Genomic DNA, 16,549 nt, shown 5'->3' with positions numbered 1-16,549 from the left:
CTGCACGTTTTCTTTTACCATCAAGGAGCTACCCAGATGTCCAAGACACTCCCCCTTGCCGCTGCCGCCCTGCTGTCGCTGTCGACCGCGCTTCCGGCGTTCGCCCAAGATGACATGCCGACCCTCGGTCTGGCCGCCATCGACCTGCAGAACTCGTTCTTCGTGCGGATGCGCGAAGCCGGTGACGTCGCCGCCGAGGAATACGGTGTGAACGCGACGTGGCAGTCCGCCGAAGGCAGCCTGGAAAATCAGGTCGGCATCATCGAGAACTTCATCAACCAAGGCGTCGACGCGATCCTGATCGACCCGCTGGACAAGAACGCCGTGATCCCGGTGATCCAGCAGGCGACCGAGGCCGGCATCCCCGTCATTACGATGGGCAACAAGGTGGAAGCGGGCGAGAACTACGGCACGCTGTACCCGGACTATGAAAACATGTCGATGGTCGCACGGGCGCTGGCCACCGCGATGGGCGGCGAGGGCAAGATCGCCCTGCTGGTCGGCGCGCGCGGCAACTTCGTGTCCGACACCCGCGAGGCGGGCTTCACCGAGACGCTGGCCGAAGAATTCCCCGGCATCGAACTGGTCGGTATCGAGCCCACCAACTGGGACGCCGCCACCGCCGCCAACGCCGCGCAGACGTGGCTGACCGCGAACCCGGATCTGGGCGGCATCGCCTGCATCTCGGACTCGATGTGCCTTGGCGCGGAATCCGTCGCGACCGCGATGGGCGCGGACCTGCTGTACGGTGGTCATGACGGCGACGCCGAGATGGTCGACCTGCTGGAAAGCGGCAAGATGGTCATCGACGTGCTGACCGGCGCCTACCGCGTGGGCTACTGGAACATCGCCGTGGCCGCCCGCCTTGCCAAGGGCGAAGAGATGCCGCTGGACCTGTTCATGCCGACCTACTTCATCGCGTCGGACGAAAGCGCCGCGATGCTGGCCGAGGCCGGTCTGGACATCGACTACCTGACGCCGGACGCCGCGCAGGAAGCCGCGATGGCCTACTCGGAACAGCTGGGCCCGGACCTGCCGACCGAGGCGATGACAGCGGGCGAATAAGCCCGTTCGCCGGTAAGGGTGCCGTCCCGGTCTTCGGGGCGGCAGACCGCTTGCCGGCCTAACGGCGGGGTGCGCGAACCTCTCCCCTCGGCGCGCCCCGCTCACAGTTTTCCCGTCCGTTCGCGTGCCGCCGCGCGATTCGGACGCAAGACAGGCACAGCCCATGCCCGACCTCTCTTCGCTTTTTCGCCGCAACGAACCGATCCTGATCGTCGTGCTGATCGCTGCCGTCGCCGTGTTCGGCGCGGTCGACGCGCGGTTCCTGTCGACCGGCAACATCGTGTCGATCCTGCAGCAAAGCGCGGTCACGGCGCTGATCGCCTTCGCGATGACCACGGTGATCCTGACCAAGGGCATCGACATCTCGGTCGGCTCGACCCTGGCTTTCGCGGGCATCTGCGGCGGGCTGGTGTTTCAGGCCACCGGGTCTGCCGCCCTGACGATTATGGCCGCGCTAGGCGCGGGGGCCGCGATGGGGCTGCTGAATGGCCTGCTGATCGGGTTCTCGGGCATCTCGCCCTTCATCGCGACGCTGGCGACGATGGCCTTCGCGCGGGGCTTTTCGCTGAACCTGTCGGGCGCGTCGTCGATTCCGATCAACGACCCGGTGCTGGTCTTCGCGGGGCGTGAGACATTGGGCGTGATCCCGGTGTCGGTGGTAATCGCGGGCATCGCGCTGGTGGCGTGGTGGTTCGTGCTGACGCGCACCACCTACGGGCGCTGGATCTACGCGACCGGCGGCTCGGCCTCGGCGGCGCGGGCGTCGATGGTGCCGGTGCAGAAGGTCCGCGTGTCGGCCTATGTCATCCTTGGCCTGACGGCGGGCGTCGGTGCGGTTCTGACCATCGGTCGGCTTGGCTCTGCGCAGCCGCTGGCCGGCACCGGGCTGGAATTCACCGCCATCACCGCCGCGATCATCGGCGGCACCAAGCTGTCGGGGGGCGAGGGCTCGATCTGGGGCACCGCCATCGGGGCGCTGCTACTGGGCGTCATCAACACCGGCCTGTCGTTCCTGCAGGTGCCGCAGACCATCATCTATTTCGTCACCGCCTTCCTCGTGCTGATCGCGGTGCTGCTCAGCCAGCCGGAAACCGTGACCGCGCTGCTGAAGAAACGCCGCCGCAAGATCGGCCCGGCGGCCGAGGCGTCGGAGGACGCCGCCCACGGCCATGTCGAGGGGCACAGCCTTGAATTGCGGGGGCTGGGCAAGGAGTTTCCCGGCGTGAAGGCGCTGGACGGCGTCAGCTTCGCGATCCGCGCGGGCGAGGTCGTGGCGCTGGCGGGCGAGAACGGGGCGGGCAAGTCCACGCTGGTGAAATGCATCAGCGGCATCTACCGCCCGGACGAGGGCGAGATCGTGCTGGATGGCCAACCGGTGCGCTTTCAGGGCGCGAACGACGCCAAGGGCATCGCCGTGATCCACCAGCATTTCAGCCTCGCGCCCGACCTGACCGTGCTGGAAAACCTGTTTCTGGGGCGCGAGCCGCGCACCGGGGCAGGGATGCTGGACCGCCGCCGCATGAAGGCCGAGGCGGAACGCATCATGGCCGAGCTGGAACTGGACATCGACGTCACCGCCGAGCTGCAAAGCCTGACCGTCGGGCGCCAGCAGATGGTCGAGATCGCCCGCGCCGTCCTGTCCGACGCGTGGCTGTTCGTGATGGACGAACCGACCTCGGCCCTGTCGAACCGCGAACGCGACCGCCTGTACGAGGTGATCGCCAAGCTGAAGGCGCGGGGCGCTGGCATCCTCTATATCAGCCACAAGATGGAAGAGATCTTCAGCCAGTGCGACCGCGTCGTCGTCATGCGCGATGGCCGCTACATCGGCACGCGTGAGACTTCCGAGACGACCGAGTCCGAGATCGTGTCGATGATGGTCGGCCGCGATGTGGGCGAGATCTTCCCGTGGCTTCAGGCACCTGCGGGAGAGGTCGCGGTCAAGGTCGACGGCATTTCGGATGGCAAACTGCTGAAAGAGGCCAGCCTGCATGTTCGGCAGGGCGAAGTCCTTGCGCTGGCGGGGTTGATGAGTTCCGGCCGCAGCGAGGTTCTGCGCCTGATCGCGGGGCTGTCCTCGCTTGAAGCCGGGTCGATCGAGGTGTTCGGCAAACCCCAGTCGGGCGGCGACATCAAAGAGGCGAACCGCAACGGCGTCGTCTACATCCCCGAAGACCGGCACCTTGAAGGCTTCGTCGGCACCATGACGGTGCGCGACAACCTTTCGCTCGCGTGGCTGCGCGGGAACACGACCGGCGGCATCCTGTCGTGGCGCGCCATCGGCCGTCTTGCGCGCGACCTGATCCAGTCGCTGGGCGTGCGTCCGGCACAGCCGGAAAAGCGCACGGGCGAGCTGTCGGGCGGCAATCAGCAGAAGGTCGTGATCGGCAAGTGGCTGGCCACCAAACCGCGCGTGATCCTGCTGGACGAACCGACGCGCGGCGTCGACGTCGGCGCGAAATCGGAACTGCACCGCCTGTTCGCCGACCTCAAGAAGGACGGCGCGGCGATCATCATGGTGTCCAGCGAACTGCCCGAGGTGTTGGGTGTCGCGGACCGGATCGTGGTGATGTGCGAAGGCCATGCCGTCGGCGAACTGCCGCGCGGCGCCACGGAAGAAGACGTGATGCGGCTGGCGCTTGGCGATGCCAAGACCACCCGCCACGCGGCCGAGTAAGGAGCGACCGACATGACCCATGACCGCGCACATCTGGTCCGCCGCCTGCTGGACCTGTCGCCGCTGATCCTGCTGGCCGTTCTGCTGGTGGTGTTCGCAATCCTGGACCCCCGCGTGATCTCGGGGCAAAGCCTGATCAACATCGTCAGTCAGGCGACGCCCATCGCGGTGCTGGCGCTGGGGGCGATGATCGTGCTGATCACCGCCGGGATCGACCTGTCGACCGGCGTCGGCGTGGCGTTCTGCGCCGTGCTGATGGCCTCGCTCAAGGCGGCGGGCGTGCCGCTGGGGCTGGCGCTGCTGGCCGGGCTGGTGGCGATGACGGCGATTGGCGCGCTGAACGGCGCGGTGATCGCCTATCTCAAGATCCCGCCTTTCGTGACCACGCTCGCGGCGATGGTGGCTTTGCAGGGCGCGACACTGGCCGTCGCCTCGTCCGGGGTGCTGATCCTGCGCGAGCCGGTCCTGCAATTCATCGGCGTCACCCGCACGCTGGGCCTGCCGAACATCATCTTCCTGACCGCGCTGATCGTGGTGGGGGCGGCATTCCTGCTGCGGCGCACGCGGTTCGGGCTGCGCACCTACGCGCTGGGGTCCGACGCCGCCGCGTCTGAACTGGCGGGCATCCCCATCGCGCGGCACACGGTGCTGGTCTACACCGCGTCGGGCGTGTTCGTGTTCCTGTGCGCGCTGGTCATGGTGGCCCGTGTGCCGATCGTGACGCCGAACCTTGGCGGCACCACGCTGCTTCTGGACGCCATCGCGGCGGCGGTTCTGGGCGGCACGTCGATCTTCGGCGGGCGCGGCACGGTCTGGGGCACCATCGTCGGCGCGCTGATCGTCAGCCTGCTGACCACGGCGCTGCGGATCTTTGGCACCGACCCGTCCAGTCTAGAGCTGTACAAGGGCGCCATCATCATGGTCGCGCTGCTGGCCGACAGCGGCATGACGCTGGCCAAGACACGGCTGGCACGGGCGGCGTAACGCGCCGCCGGACCCCCGAAAGACATACGACGAAGGAGAGACCCGTGACGGTCCAGTTCTCGACGCGGGCGGACGGCCCGCACCTGCGCGGCATCGCGATCGACGCCGCACCCACCGGCGATGGCATTGCCGCGCGTCACCTGATCGGCGGCCAGTGGCAGGACGGCGCGGGGCGCTTCCTGCGCATCGACAGCCCTGCCACCGGCGAACCGCTGGGCCACGTCCCGCTGGGCACCGCCGACGACGTGGACCGCGCGGTGGCCGCCGCAGAGGCCGCGCGCGCCGAACTGGTCGAGATGGGCCCCTTCGCCCGCGCGGCCCTGTGCATGGACATGGCCGCCGCCATCGACGCCGCCGCCGACGAGATCGCTCCGCTTCTGAGCCTTGAACAGGGCAAGCCGCTGGCCGAGGCGAAGGGTGAACTGGGCGCCGCCGCGCTGGGGTTCCGCAACGCGGCCGAGCAGATCAAGTGGATGGAAACCGGGGTGATCCCGCTGGCCGATCCGACGAAGCGGGCGCACAGTTTCCTGCAGCCGAAAGGCGTGTTCGGGATCATCACCCCGTGGAACTTCCCGCTGGCGCTGCCGTGCCTGTATTACCTCGGCCCGGCGCTGGCGACCGGCAACGCGGTGGTCTGGGTTCCGGCGCCCTCGACCTCCCTCGTGGCCTATGAACTGGTTCGCGTGCTGGTCGAGGCGGGGCTGCCCGCTGGCGCGCTGAACCTCGTGACCGGCGACGGGGCAGAGGTGGGCGACGCCACGGTGGTGCATCCGGGCGTTCACGCCATCGGCTTCACCGGCTCGACCGCCACCGGCATGACCATCGCCCGGCGCGGGGCGGGCAAGCCGTTGTTGCTGGAACTGGGCGGCAACGGCCCGACCATCGTGCTGGAAGACGCCGACGTCGAACTGGCGGCAAAGCGCGTCGCCGCCGGGGCCTTCGGGAACGCGGGGCAGATCTGCACGGCGACCGAACGGGTGTTGGTCCATGAAAGCCTGCACGACCGCTTCGTCGCGCTTCTGGTTCAGGCGGCAGGCGACGTGCGCCTTGGTCACCCGCTCGATGCGGGCACGACGATGGGTCCGCTGAACAACGCCGCCGCTCTGGACAAGATGCAGTCGCACATGGATGACGCCCGCGCGCGCGGCGCCAAGGTGCTGGCGGGGGGCGGTCCGGCCAAGGGGCTGCCCACCAACCTGTATTTCGAACCGACCGTCGTGACCGGGCTGGACGCGGACAGCCTGCTGAACCGCGAGGAAAGCTTCGGCCCCGTGGTGCCAGTGCTGACCTTCGCGGACGAGGCCGAGGCGTTCCGCCTTGCTGCCTCCAGCCCCTATGGCCTGTCGGCGGCGGTGTTCACGCGGTCGCTGGCAGCGGCCTATCGGTTCACCGAGAAGCTGCAGGCGGGGATCGTCAACATCAACGAGATGAGCAGCTATTGGGAGCCGCACGTGCCCGCCGGCGGCGCGTCGGGCACGCAAAGCGGGCTGGGCCGGGCCGGCGGTCGGCACACCCTGATGGAGATGTGCGACCTGAAGACGATGGTCGTCGACATCGCGGTCTGAACCGGAAAACCCCGGCGTGGAAAACCGCGCCGGGGCAATGCGTTACGAGTGGATCTTGAAAATGACCTCGACTTCGACGGTCATGTAGTTCGGCAATGATCCCATGCCGACGGCGGACCGCGCGTGCTTGCCGCGCTCGCCGAGGATCTCGATGAACAGGTCGGAACAGCCGTTGATCACCTTCGGGTGGTCGCGGAACTCTGGCACGGCGTTGACCATGCCCAGCACCTTCACGGCTTCCAGCTTGTTCAGGTCGCCCGCCAGCATGTGTGCGACGCCCAGCAATTGAATGCCGACCTCGCGCGCGTGGCGGTTGGCCTCCTCAAGCGTGACTTCGCCGCCGACCTTGCCTTCGTGAAACGTGCCGTCGGGCTTACGCGGGCCCTGACCGGACAGGTACATGAAGCTGTCGATGATCTTGCCGGGGATATAGGTCCCGGCGGGGTTCGGCGCGGGGGGAAGCTCGATCCCCGCCGCCTTCAGCCGTTCGTAGGCGTCCATTGCGATTGTCCTTCGTGTCGTGTCGTCAGTGGCCGTCGAGAATGGCGCGGGCCATCTTCTCGCCGATCATGATCGAAGTCAGGTTGGTGTTGGCCTGACAGTCAAGCGGTATGATCGAGGCGTCGACCACGCGCAGCCCCTGAAACCCCTCGACCCGGCAGAACGGGTCGACCACGCCGGACCCATTGCCCGACATCCGGCAGCCGCCGATGCCGTGCTGCGCGTCCGAGCTTTGTTCCAGCAGGAAGTCGTCCAGCTCGTCTTCGGACGCGTCGTCGAGCCAGCCCAAGGGCAGGTCGCTGTCGCCCAGCGTGACGTCGTCGCAGATCGACTGGATCGGGTCCAGCGCCACCAGCGACCCAAGGTGACGATACCCGGCGCGGAACTGGGCGCGGTCGGTCTCGTCGTCCAGCATGTTCTCTTCGACGACCGGCTGCATCAACGGATCGGCCGAGGACAGCGTCACGGACCCACGGCTGGCGCAGTCCATCAGGATGTTGTTTACCATCGCGGCGCCGAACTGGGCGCTGTCGCTGTCACTTTCGACACCCACGCCGCCGTGGTTCATGGCGACGTACAGAATGTCATCGGCCTGCGCGCCCTCGACGCCGGTGCTCATCCGGACGCAGGCGTTGGTGTGGCGGGCGTTCACGTCGCGGGCGCGGTGTTCGTCCTTCAGCTTCAGCTCGAAGCGGCAGAACGGGTGGTCGAAGAAATCCTCGCCCACCGGCAGGTCGGCGACGGGCGCGATGCCGTGCGTCTTCAGCGTTTCGGGGCGACCGATGCCGCTGCGTTGCAGGATCGGCGGCGTGTGGATCGACCCGGCGGACAGGATGACGGTTTCGGCGTGGAACTCTTCCGGCTCGCCGTTGACGATGGCGCGCACGCCGGTGGCGCGACGGCCGTCCAGCAGCACGCGGTCCACCGTCACGCCGCAGCGGATCGAGAAGTTGTTCCGCCGCCGCGCGGTTTCGAGATACGAGTCGTTGGTCGACACCCGCCGCGCGTCACGGTTGTTGATCGGATAGCACGATACGCCCTCGGTGTCGGGCGCGTTCAGATCGTCGTTCCACGGATGCCCGGCCTCTAGCGCGGCATCGCGCAGGGCGCGGTCGACGGCGCCCCAGTTGTCCTGCGGCATCCGGAAGATCGGGATCGGGCCGCCCTGTCCGTGATAGGCGGCCTCGAGGGGGTCGTCTTCAAGCAGGTTGAAGAACGGCAGCACGCCTTCGCGGCCCCATCCGGTGCAGCCCGCGTCGCTTTCCCAGCGGTCGAAAGCGTGCAGCAGGCCGCGGATCGCGATCTGGCCGTTCACCGCGGTCGAGCCGCCGACGCCCTTGCCGCGCCAGTAGATCCGATGCTCTTGCCGCGCGGTGCGCCGGGCCATCAGGTCGGGATACATGTACTGTTCCTGAAAGCGGCGCGGCAGCAGCAGGTTGAACGGGTTGGGGCTGGCCATCTCGTCCGGCTGGTCCGCGCTGAGATAGTCGGGCCCGCTTTCCAGCAGCAGGACGGTCTTGTCGGTGCCATCCGTCAGACGAGCGGCCATCGCCGCCCCCGCTGCCCCGGCGCCGACGATAAGGAAGTCGTACATTTCACTTAGCTCCGAATGTGGTGCTTCGCACTTTGGGGCGCTTCGCCCCGTATGTAAATCGAAGTTTGTATATGAAACACGTCTCGCGCGGCACTTGCGCGTGCTTGCCGCGAAAATGGACGCACCGCCGTCTTTTTACCGGATCTTAGGCGGAGTTTCCTAACCTGTGTGCTTGTCCTTGGACATGAAACGCTGAGGTTTCCGGCCGTCTAACTGCCGGGGCCTTGTCCTGCACGATTCGACGGGAAAACATGGCAACGGTTTCAGGCGGAAGCGGCGACGACAGTCTGGACGGGACCTCGGGCGACGACAGCATCTCGGGCGGGGCTGGCGACGATACGATCACCAGCCAGTCAGGCAATGACAGCATCGACGGGGGGCTCGGCAACGACTCGATCGTTGCGGGGAGCGGGCTGAACACCGTCACCGGCGGCGGCGGGAACGACACGATTGAGGGTGGCGACGACGGCAACCTGTTATTCGGGGACGACGGGCTTGACAGCGTACTGGGCGGGGCCGGGGGCGACACGCTTTCGGGTGGCACCGGCAGCGACACCCTATACGGCAACGCTGGAAACGACGTCCTCGATGGTGGTGCCGACAACGACACCGTCTACGCCGGTATCGGCGCGGACACGGTTCACGGCGGCACGGGCGACGACGACATCTATGGCGATGACGGCGACGACCTGCTGTTTGGCGATGACGGCAACGACCTGATCTACGGTCAGGGCGGGGCCGACACGATCGTCGGTGGCGCAGGGACCGACACAGTTCTTGGCGGTGCGGGCGCGGACGTCTTTGTCGCGAACGCCGGAAGTGGCACGGTGATCATCGATGATTTCACCCCGGGCGACGGCGACCTGATTTCGGTAAATTACCCCGGCATCAACACCTTTGCAGAGTTGCAGCCCTATCTGGCCGACGATGGAAATTTTGGGACCTTGATCACCTTCCCGGACGGTTCCGTCACGCAGATCAAGTGGTATCCCGTGGGCTCGGCCGCGCCGGCGCAGTTCGTCTTCAATACCGGCCCGGTCTGTCTTGTGAAAGGGACGCGGATTGCAACCCTTGGCGGGGAGCGGAGGATCGAAAGCCTCGCGCCGGGCCAACTGGTTCTGACCCATGATCGCGGCCCGCAACCCGTGCGGCGTCTGGTCTCGCACACCTACCGGTTCCCGAGTGGCGCCCACAAGATGAAGCCCCTGCGCATCCCGCCCGGTCGGTTCGGGACGAACCTGCCAACCCGGGAACTTCTTTTGTCGCCGCAGCACCGGATCGCGCTTCCGCAAACCGCGCCGAAGCGATTGGTGCCGGCGCGCCGGTTGGTCGACCGCTTTGGTCTTCAGCAGCGGCAGCACTGCCGCATCGCCAATTACTACAACATCCTGCTGGACCGGCACGAGATGATCCGTGCGAATGGACTGTGGGTCGAGACCCTACTGCTGACCCGCTATAGCGCGATGCGGATCGGGCTCGGGGACCGGAGGGCCATGCGTCCGGTCCGGCCAATCGCCTCTGCCTGACCCCGCCAACCCGCGCGGGATGCCGCCACGATTTGCGTCGCGCGCGCACTGTGCGGCCATTTCTCCGCCCGGAACACGGCCTTGTCACGCGGCGGCGCCATAACGAAGGTGCATCCGGGAAAACTTCTGCTATTCCCGCGTCATGGACATCATCCTTGTCACCACTGTCATCGCGTCGCTGTTCGTGGTCATCGGCATCGCAGAGCCGTTCGCCGCGCGTGTCAGGCTGCCGTACAGTGTGATCCTTGCGGTGCTGGGCATCCTGATCGGGGCCGGGGCGACCTTTTTCCTGCGCACCGAACTGACGGACGCGCTGAACCCGGTGGCAGAGGCGATCCTTGGGCTGCCGATCCGGTCCAACGTGTTCCTTTACGTGTTCCTGCCGACGTTGCTGTTTCAGGCGACGCTGGGGATGAACCTGCGGCGGATGCTGGACGACTGGGTGCCGATCATCGTGCTGGCAGTGGTGGCCGTCGTCGTCGCGACGATCACCGTCGGCGTCGCGCTGTCGTGGGCTAGCGCGCTGCCGATTGCGGCCTGTCTGCTGATCGGGTCGATCGTGTCCACCACGGACCCATCCGCCGTCGTCTCGATCTTCCGCTCGATCTCGGCCCCGCGACGGCTGGCGCGGATCATCGAGGGTGAAAGCCTGCTGAACGACGCCGCGGCCATCGCGCTGTTCGGGCTGTTCATGGGGTTCGTCATGCTGGGCATCCCGGACCCCGAGCTGGGCGACGCGCTGGCCCGGTTCCCGATGCTGGTGGCGGGCGGCGCGGTGACCGGCTGGCTGGCGGCGCGGATCGCGGTCTGGGTGATGTCCATGTTCGGGCGGCACGAACTGGCGCAGATCTCGATCTCGGTGGCGCTGCCGTACCTTGCCTATATCGTGGCCGAGCAGGGCATCGGCGCGTCCGGGGTGATCGCCGTGGTCGCGGCGGGTCTGACGCTTAACCTGACCGCGCCGGGCCGTCTGCCGCCGCAGGCGTGGGCGAACCTGCGTGAACTGTGGGGCGTGCTGGCGCACTGGGCCGGGGCGTTGATCTTTATCCTCGCCGCGCTTTTGATCCCGCGCCTGCTGGAAGAGGTGCGCGTCGGCGATTTCCTTCTGGTCGGCGTCGTCGTGGTGGCCGCCGTAGTGGCGCGCAGCGCAATCCTGTTCGGGCTGATGCCGCTTTTGTCGGCGGTGAAGCTGTCGCCGGTGGTCGAGCGTCCGTACCGGGCGGCGATCCTGTGGGGCGGGCTGCGCGGGGCGGTGACGCTGGCGCTGGCGCTGGCGGTGACCGAAAGCGTGCGGGTGCCGGACGACATCCAGCGGCTGGTCGGTATCCTAGCCACCGGGTTCACGCTGTTCACGCTGCTGGTGCAGGGCACGACCCTGCGCTGGGTCATCGGCAAGCTGGGGCTGGACCGGCTGTCGCCGATCGACGAGGCGCTGTCGCGGCAGGTCGTGGCCGTGGCGTTGCAGACGGTGCGCGAGGATGTGGCGCGGTCGACCGAGAACTATGACCTGAACCGCGACACGGTCCGGTCCGAGGCCAAGCGGTTCGGCGAGCGGCTGGACGTCGCGGTGAAGACGGCCGAGGAAAACGCCGACATTCTTGACCGGGACCGCATCGCGCTGGGGCTGATCGCACTGGCGGGCCACGAGCGTGATACCATCCTTGCGCGAGTGCGCGAACGGACGATCTCTGCCCGGATGGCGGAACTGGTGCTGTCAGAGGCCGACCGCCTGATCGAAGGGGCCCGCACGATGGGCCGCAGCGGCTATCAGCGGGCCGCCCGGCGCAGCGTCGCCTACGGCAAGGCGTTCCGGGCCGCGGTCCTGTTGCACGGGCGGCTGGGGATCTCGGCGCCGCTGGCCCGCATGACCGCCGACAGGTTCGAGCTGTTGCTGTCGCAGCGGCTGATCCTGCGCGACCTTGGCAGCTTCATCGACGGCCGTATCCGGCGCATCCACGGCCGCCGGGTCGCGGAACTGCTGCACGAATTGTTGTCGCGGCGGATCGAGGCGGTGGAAACCGCGCTTGAGGGGATGCGATTGCAGTATCCCGGCTATGCCGAGGAACTTGAACGCCGTTTCATCCGCCGCACCGCGCTGCGGATGGAGGAACGCGAATACGTGGCGATGCGCGAGGACGGGCTGATTGGGGCCGAGGTCTATACCGCCCTGATGCAGGAACTGGCGACGCGCCGGACCGCCGCCGAAGTCCGCCCGCGGCTGGATGTGGCGGTGCAGCGGGCGTCCTTCGTGCGGCAGTTTCCGCTGTTCGCGGACCTTGCCGAGGGCGACATGAAGCGTCTGGGCCGGTCCATCACCACGCGCCATGTCGATGCGGGCGAGGCCGTGCTGCGCAAGGAAAGCGCGGCCAAAAGCGTGTTCTTCATCGCGTCGGGCGCGGTCGAGTTGGAAAGCGCCGGGCAAAGCTGGCGGCTGGGCCGGGGCGAGATGTTCGGCCAGATGGCGATCCTGACCAACAGGGCCCGCCGCGCCGACGTCCGGGCCATTGCGCCGACCACGCTGCTGGTGCTGGACGAGGAACGGTTCTGGCGCTTGCTGGAACGCAGCCGCGCCCTGCGCGAGGCGGTCCTGACCAGCGCCGAGAAACGCGGCATCCAAGCCGCCGGGCTGCTGCCGACAGAGGTCGACGGTTCCTGATGTAGGGGCCTTCGCGTGTCAGCCTTTGACGGTGCCGCCGGGTTCGAACCGGTGGGCGAAGTCCTGAAACTCGGCCAGCGACACGACGTCGGCGTAGGCGGCGTAGTCATAGCTTGCCGGGGCAGGGTGACCGGTGCTTTGAAGTGCGTCGAGGGCTGTTTTCATGGCGTTCATCGCGGCGAACAGGGTGGTGACGGCGTACAGCGCGACCGAATAGCCCATCTCGTCCAGTTCCTTCAGCGACACGCCTGCGGCGTCGGTGCCATCGACGATCGAGATGATCTTCGGCCCGTCCAGCCCGCGGGCGATGCCTTCGATCTGGGCGCGGGTGGTGACCCCGTCCACGAACATGAAATCGACGCCGGTGTCGCGATAGGCGCGCACCCGGTCTAGCGCGGCGTCCAGCCCTTCGCCCTTCAGCGCGTCGGTGCGCCCGATCAGCACGATGTCGGACCCGCTGCGGTTTCGGGCCTCGACCGCCGCTGACAGGCGGGCACAGGCCTCGGCGGTGTCCACCAGTTGCGCACCGGCCAGCACGCCGCATTGCTTCGGGTTCTGCTGGTCTTCGATATGCAACGCCGCGACGCCGGCCTGAATGTATTCGTCGACGGTGCGGGCCATGTTCAGCGGGCCGCCATAGCCCGCATCGGCGTCGGCGATCACCGGAAGCGCGGTGGCGCGGACCATCGACCGGGCGCAGTCGGCCATCTCGGCCTGTGTCATCAGCCCGAGGTCGGGTTGTCCAAGCCGCGACGCGGTGGCGCCGAGGCCGGTCATGTACACCGCCTCGAACCCGGCGGCGGCGACCAGCCGCGCGGTCAGCGCGTCCTGCGCCCCGGGCGCGGCAACGATGCCGCCGGTCTCAAGGCGGGCCCGCAGCCGCGCGGCGGCGTTCATCAGCAAAGGACGGTCGGTCATGGCTTAGGTCTCCTGTTCTGTCGCGGTCGGGGCGGTCGCCGTGCCGCGCCTGCGCTTCCGCAGCCATCCGATGGCGGGCACCGTCCACACCAGCAGGCAGGTCAGCGCCAGCCCGGCGGCGATGGGACGTTCCACGAAGGGCAGGAAGGCCCCGTCGGACTTGATCATGTTGGACACAAGGTTGCGTTCTACCAGCAGCCCCATGACGATCCCAAGGATCGTCGGCGCGACCGGAAAGCCGTTTTCCTCCATCAGGTAGGCCAACACGCCCAGCACGATCATGATGATGATGCCCGAGGCCGAGGCGTCGATGGAATAGGACCCCACGATGCAGAACCCAAGGATCAGCGGCGCCAGCGCCAGTTTGGGCACCCGCAGCACCTGACTGGCCAGCGCGATGGCCAACAGGCCCAGCGGCACGATCAGCAGGTTCGCCAGCAGGAACACAAGGAAGATCGCGGCCACGGTGTCGGCATTGGTCATGAACACCATCGGGCCGGGGTTCAGCCCCTTCACGTACAGCACGCCGATCACGATGGCGGTGATGCTGTCGCCGGGAATGCCGAACACCATCGCGGGCACGTAGGCGCCGGACAGGGCCGAGTTGTTGGCGGCACAAGCGCCCAGCACGGCCTCTTCGCTGCCCTTGCCGTAGGCTTCCGGCTTGCGCGAGAACCGCTTGGACACGGCGTAGGAAATCCACGACCCGATGTCCGATCCGGCGCCGGGCAGAATGCCGATGGCGGTGCCGATGGTCGAGGACCGCAGAAGGTTCAGCTTCGACGTCCACAGCACGCGGCCCAGTCCCTGAAACATGCGGAACGGGTTGCCGATGGGGGCGACGGGGGGCGTCTCGTCGCGGTGGACGAAGGTGCGGATCAGTTCGGGCACGGCGAACATGCCGATCAGGGCGGGGACGAAGGCCACGCCGTCCAGCAACGACGCGGCCCCGAAGGTGAACCGCGGCGTGCCGCTGGTGGTGTCCATCCCGACCGAGGCGATCATCAGCCCGATGGCCAGCGCCATCAGGCTTTTCAGGATCGACGCGTTGCCCAGCATGACCGCCGCCGACAGGCCCAGCAGCGCCAGCCAGAAGTATTCGAACGAGGTGAAGTTCAGCGACACCAGCGCCAGTTGCGGCGCGGCGAACATCAGCACCAGCGACCCGAACACGCCGCCGATGGCCGACGCGGTGACCGAGATGCCAAGCGCGCGTCCGACGCGCCCCTTCGCGGTCAGGGCGGTCAGGTCTCCGACATAGGCCGCCGATGCGGCTGTGCCGGGGATGCGGACCAGCGCGGCGGGGATGTCGGACGCGAAGATCGCCATCGCGGCGGTCGTCACGATGGCCGAGATCGCGGGCACCGGGTCCATGAAGAACGTCAGCGGCACCAGCATCGCCGTCGCCATCGTGGCCGACAGGCCGGGCACCGCGCCGACGAACAGGCCGAACAGCGCGCAGGACAGCATGACCAGCGCCATGTTCCACGTCATCACCAGCCCGATGGCGTTTCCGAGGTGGTCGATGATCATCAGAGAATTCCTTCCAGCAGACCTGCGGGCAGCGGCACCAGCAGGAACCGGGTCATCAGGACATGCAGTCCGACGGCGAAGACGACGCACAGCGCCAGCCACTGCGGGCGGCGATAGCCTTCGAGGAAGAACAGGGCGTACATCAGGATCGAAGCGCCCAGCGGGAAGCCCACGGTTTCGAAACCCAGCGCAAGGGCCAGCACGCCGACGGTCGCCAGTCCGGCGGCCATCAGGCGGTGGGGTTTGCGCCAGCCCGCGTTGGGGTCGGCCAGCGTCCGCTCACCGCGCATCCGGCCGGTGACGATCAGGGCCGCGCCGCCAAGCAGGAAGACCACGCCAAGGATGCTGGGGAAGGTGCCGGGGCCAATCGACTGGCCGGGCATGTCCGGAAACCCGAGGGCTGTGAAAAGGACCCAGCCGCCGAACAGGACGAAAAGGGCGCCGATCAGGCTGTCGTGTATGCGCATGGCCTGCCTCCGTCAGACGAGCGGCGGGGGTGGCGCGGGCAACACCTGCCCGCGCCGTTTGGTTCACTTCGCGAGACCGACCGCGGCAAGGCTGTCGGCGAGTGCCGCATCGGACTGTTCCATGAAGCTTTCGAACTCTGCGCCCGGTGTCCACTGGGTGGCATAGCCGCGATCGTTCATGAAGGCGAGGTAGTCGGGATGTTCGACCACGGCGCCGACAGCTTCGATCAGCTGCGACTGGACGTCCTCGGGGATGCCGGCCGGGGCGACGATGCCGCGCCACGACCCCAGCGCGAAGGTGTTGCCGGTGGCTTCCTCGAAGGTCGGCACGTCAGGCGCCGACGCCAGCCGGTCTGCCGCGAAGACGGCCAGCGGACGGATCAGGCCCGCGTCCATCAGCGCGGCGGCTTCCGGCAGCGAGGCGGTTGCGATCTCGACGCCGCCGGCGGCAAGGTCCTGCAGGCCGGGGGCCGCGCCTTCCGACGGAACCCATGCGACGCGCTCCGGGGGCATCCCGGCGGCCAGCAGCATCCCGGCCAGCGCAAGGTGGTTCACGCCGCCCTGGGCCGAGCCCGACGCCTTGAACGCACGGTCCTCGGCGCCTTCCAGCGCGGCCAGCAGCGCGGCGGCATCTTCGTAGTCAGAGTTGCTGCGCACGAACAGCGCGGCAGGGTCCGAGTTGTACAGCCCGATGGGCGCGTAGGCCTCGTAGGTCAGATCGGTCAGGCCCAGCGTGTGCATGCTGCCGATTTCCAGCGTCGCGACGCCGATGGTCTGGCCGTCCGCGTCGGCATCCGCGATGGCGGTGTGGCCGATGACGCCCGAGCCGCCGGTGCGGTTCACGACGTTGACCGGTACGCCGATCTCGTCCTCAAGCAGGGTGCCGATCATACGGGCGGTCGCATCGGTGCCGCCGCCCGAGCTCCACGGAACGATGATCGTGACCGGGCCGTCCGGCCAGTCCTGCGCCATCGCCGGGGCGGTTCCGGCCATCGCGAATGCGGCGGTTGCTGCAAGCAGTGCGCGTTTCGTCAGTTTCATGTCTTCCTCCCTTGGAAAAAAT

Annotated in this window: 12 protein-coding genes; 6 read left to right on the top strand and 6 right to left on the bottom strand. The window is 67.6% G+C overall.

Annotated features, from left to right (window positions below; genetic code table 11):
* The first annotated feature begins 36 nt into the window (after positions 1-36).
* From P1K30_RS21020 to P1K30_RS21005, 4 genes are all read left to right on the top strand, one after another.
* On the top strand, positions 37-1,065 hold the full coding sequence (locus P1K30_RS21020) for a sugar ABC transporter substrate-binding protein (protein WP_275634751.1): 1,029 nt from the start codon (positions 37-39) through the stop codon (positions 1,063-1,065).
* A gap of 163 nt (positions 1,066-1,228) precedes the next feature.
* On the top strand, positions 1,229-3,742 hold the full coding sequence (locus P1K30_RS21015) for an ATP-binding cassette domain-containing protein (protein ID WP_275634750.1): 2,514 nt from the start codon (positions 1,229-1,231) through the stop codon (positions 3,740-3,742).
* A gap of 12 nt (positions 3,743-3,754) precedes the next feature.
* Complete coding sequence (locus P1K30_RS21010) at positions 3,755-4,726, top strand: ABC transporter permease (protein ID WP_275634749.1); 972 nt, start codon at positions 3,755-3,757, stop codon at positions 4,724-4,726.
* Between the two features lie 44 nt (positions 4,727-4,770).
* Complete coding sequence (locus P1K30_RS21005; RefSeq protein ID WP_275634748.1) at positions 4,771-6,291, top strand: aldehyde dehydrogenase family protein; 1,521 nt, start codon at positions 4,771-4,773, stop codon at positions 6,289-6,291.
* A 42-nt stretch (positions 6,292-6,333) separates the two neighbouring features.
* On the opposite strand, the gene P1K30_RS21000 is transcribed toward P1K30_RS21005, so the two are convergent.
* On the bottom strand, positions 6,334-6,792 hold the full coding sequence (locus P1K30_RS21000; protein WP_275634747.1) for a RidA family protein: 459 nt from the start codon (positions 6,790-6,792) through the stop codon (positions 6,334-6,336).
* A gap of 25 nt (positions 6,793-6,817) precedes the next feature.
* Positions 6,818-8,386 (bottom strand): GMC family oxidoreductase, encoded by a 1,569-nt coding sequence (locus tag P1K30_RS20995; RefSeq protein ID WP_275634746.1) that lies wholly within the window; start codon positions 8,384-8,386, stop codon positions 6,818-6,820.
* 251 nt (positions 8,387-8,637) lie between these two features.
* Between P1K30_RS20995 and P1K30_RS20990 the strand changes: the two genes are divergently transcribed.
* Together P1K30_RS20990 and P1K30_RS20985 are read left to right on the top strand one after the other, a co-directional pair.
* Positions 8,638-9,912 carry a Hint domain-containing protein gene (locus P1K30_RS20990; RefSeq protein ID WP_275634745.1) on the top strand — a complete coding sequence of 425 codons (1,275 nt, stop codon included), beginning with the start codon at positions 8,638-8,640 and terminating at the stop codon, positions 9,910-9,912.
* 142 nt (positions 9,913-10,054) lie between these two features.
* Positions 10,055-12,568, top strand: a complete 2,514-nt coding sequence (locus P1K30_RS20985; RefSeq protein WP_275634744.1) for a cation:proton antiporter — start codon at positions 10,055-10,057, stop codon at positions 12,566-12,568.
* Positions 12,569-12,586: 18 nt separating this feature from the next.
* Here P1K30_RS20985 and P1K30_RS20980 read toward each other — a convergent pair whose 3' ends face one another.
* The 4 genes from P1K30_RS20980 to P1K30_RS20965 all read right to left on the bottom strand — a co-directional run bounded on the left by P1K30_RS20980 (position 12,587) and on the right by P1K30_RS20965 (position 16,527).
* Complete coding sequence (locus P1K30_RS20980; RefSeq protein WP_275634743.1) at positions 12,587-13,486, bottom strand: isocitrate lyase/PEP mutase family protein; 900 nt, start codon at positions 13,484-13,486, stop codon at positions 12,587-12,589.
* Between the two features lie 3 nt (positions 13,487-13,489).
* Positions 13,490-15,019: a tripartite tricarboxylate transporter permease gene (locus P1K30_RS20975; RefSeq protein ID WP_275634742.1), complete on the bottom strand. Its 1,530-nt coding sequence runs from the start codon at positions 15,017-15,019 to the stop codon at positions 13,490-13,492.
* Positions 15,019-15,486 (bottom strand): tripartite tricarboxylate transporter TctB family protein, encoded by a 468-nt coding sequence (locus P1K30_RS20970; protein WP_275634741.1) that lies wholly within the window; start codon positions 15,484-15,486, stop codon positions 15,019-15,021. The genes P1K30_RS20975 and P1K30_RS20970 overlap by 1 nt, the downstream gene beginning before the upstream one ends.
* A 63-nt stretch (positions 15,487-15,549) precedes the next feature.
* A complete protein-coding gene (locus P1K30_RS20965) occupies positions 15,550-16,527 on the bottom strand; it encodes a Bug family tripartite tricarboxylate transporter substrate binding protein (protein WP_275634740.1) in 978 nt (325 codons plus the stop codon).
* Between the last annotated feature and the right edge of the window lie 22 nt (positions 16,528-16,549).

The organism is Psychromarinibacter halotolerans, from assembly GCF_029168315.1.
Taxonomy (GTDB): domain Bacteria; phylum Pseudomonadota; class Alphaproteobacteria; order Rhodobacterales; family Rhodobacteraceae; genus Psychromarinibacter; species Psychromarinibacter halotolerans.
The sequence above is the reverse complement of the archived record's forward strand: the minus strand, read 5'-3'. Positions and strand labels throughout refer to the sequence as shown.

What these genes read in the sequence shown, in the direction of transcription:
- P1K30_RS20995 (WP_275634746.1), bottom strand. Translation starts at nt 8,386, where the DNA reads ATGTACGACTTCCTTATCGTCGGCGCCGGGGCAGCGGGGGCGGCGATG.
- P1K30_RS20985 (WP_275634744.1), top strand. Translation starts at nt 10,055, where the DNA reads ATGGACATCATCCTTGTCACCACTGTCATCGCGTCGCTGTTCGTGGTC.
- P1K30_RS20965 (WP_275634740.1), bottom strand. Translation starts at nt 16,527, where the DNA reads ATGAAACTGACGAAACGCGCACTGCTTGCAGCAACCGCCGCATTCGCG.
- P1K30_RS20970 (WP_275634741.1), bottom strand. Translation starts at nt 15,486, where the DNA reads ATGCGCATACACGACAGCCTGATCGGCGCCCTTTTCGTCCTGTTCGGC.
- P1K30_RS21000 (WP_275634747.1), bottom strand. Translation starts at nt 6,792, where the DNA reads ATGGACGCCTACGAACGGCTGAAGGCGGCGGGGATCGAGCTTCCCCCC.
- P1K30_RS20990 (WP_275634745.1), top strand. Translation starts at nt 8,638, where the DNA reads ATGGCAACGGTTTCAGGCGGAAGCGGCGACGACAGTCTGGACGGGACC.
- P1K30_RS20975 (WP_275634742.1), bottom strand. Translation starts at nt 15,019, where the DNA reads ATGATCATCGACCACCTCGGAAACGCCATCGGGCTGGTGATGACGTGG.
- P1K30_RS21015 (WP_275634750.1), top strand. Translation starts at nt 1,229, where the DNA reads ATGCCCGACCTCTCTTCGCTTTTTCGCCGCAACGAACCGATCCTGATC.
- P1K30_RS21020 (WP_275634751.1), top strand. Translation starts at nt 37, where the DNA reads ATGTCCAAGACACTCCCCCTTGCCGCTGCCGCCCTGCTGTCGCTGTCG.
- P1K30_RS21010 (WP_275634749.1), top strand. Translation starts at nt 3,755, where the DNA reads ATGACCCATGACCGCGCACATCTGGTCCGCCGCCTGCTGGACCTGTCG.
- P1K30_RS20980 (WP_275634743.1), bottom strand. Translation starts at nt 13,486, where the DNA reads ATGACCGACCGTCCTTTGCTGATGAACGCCGCCGCGCGGCTGCGGGCC.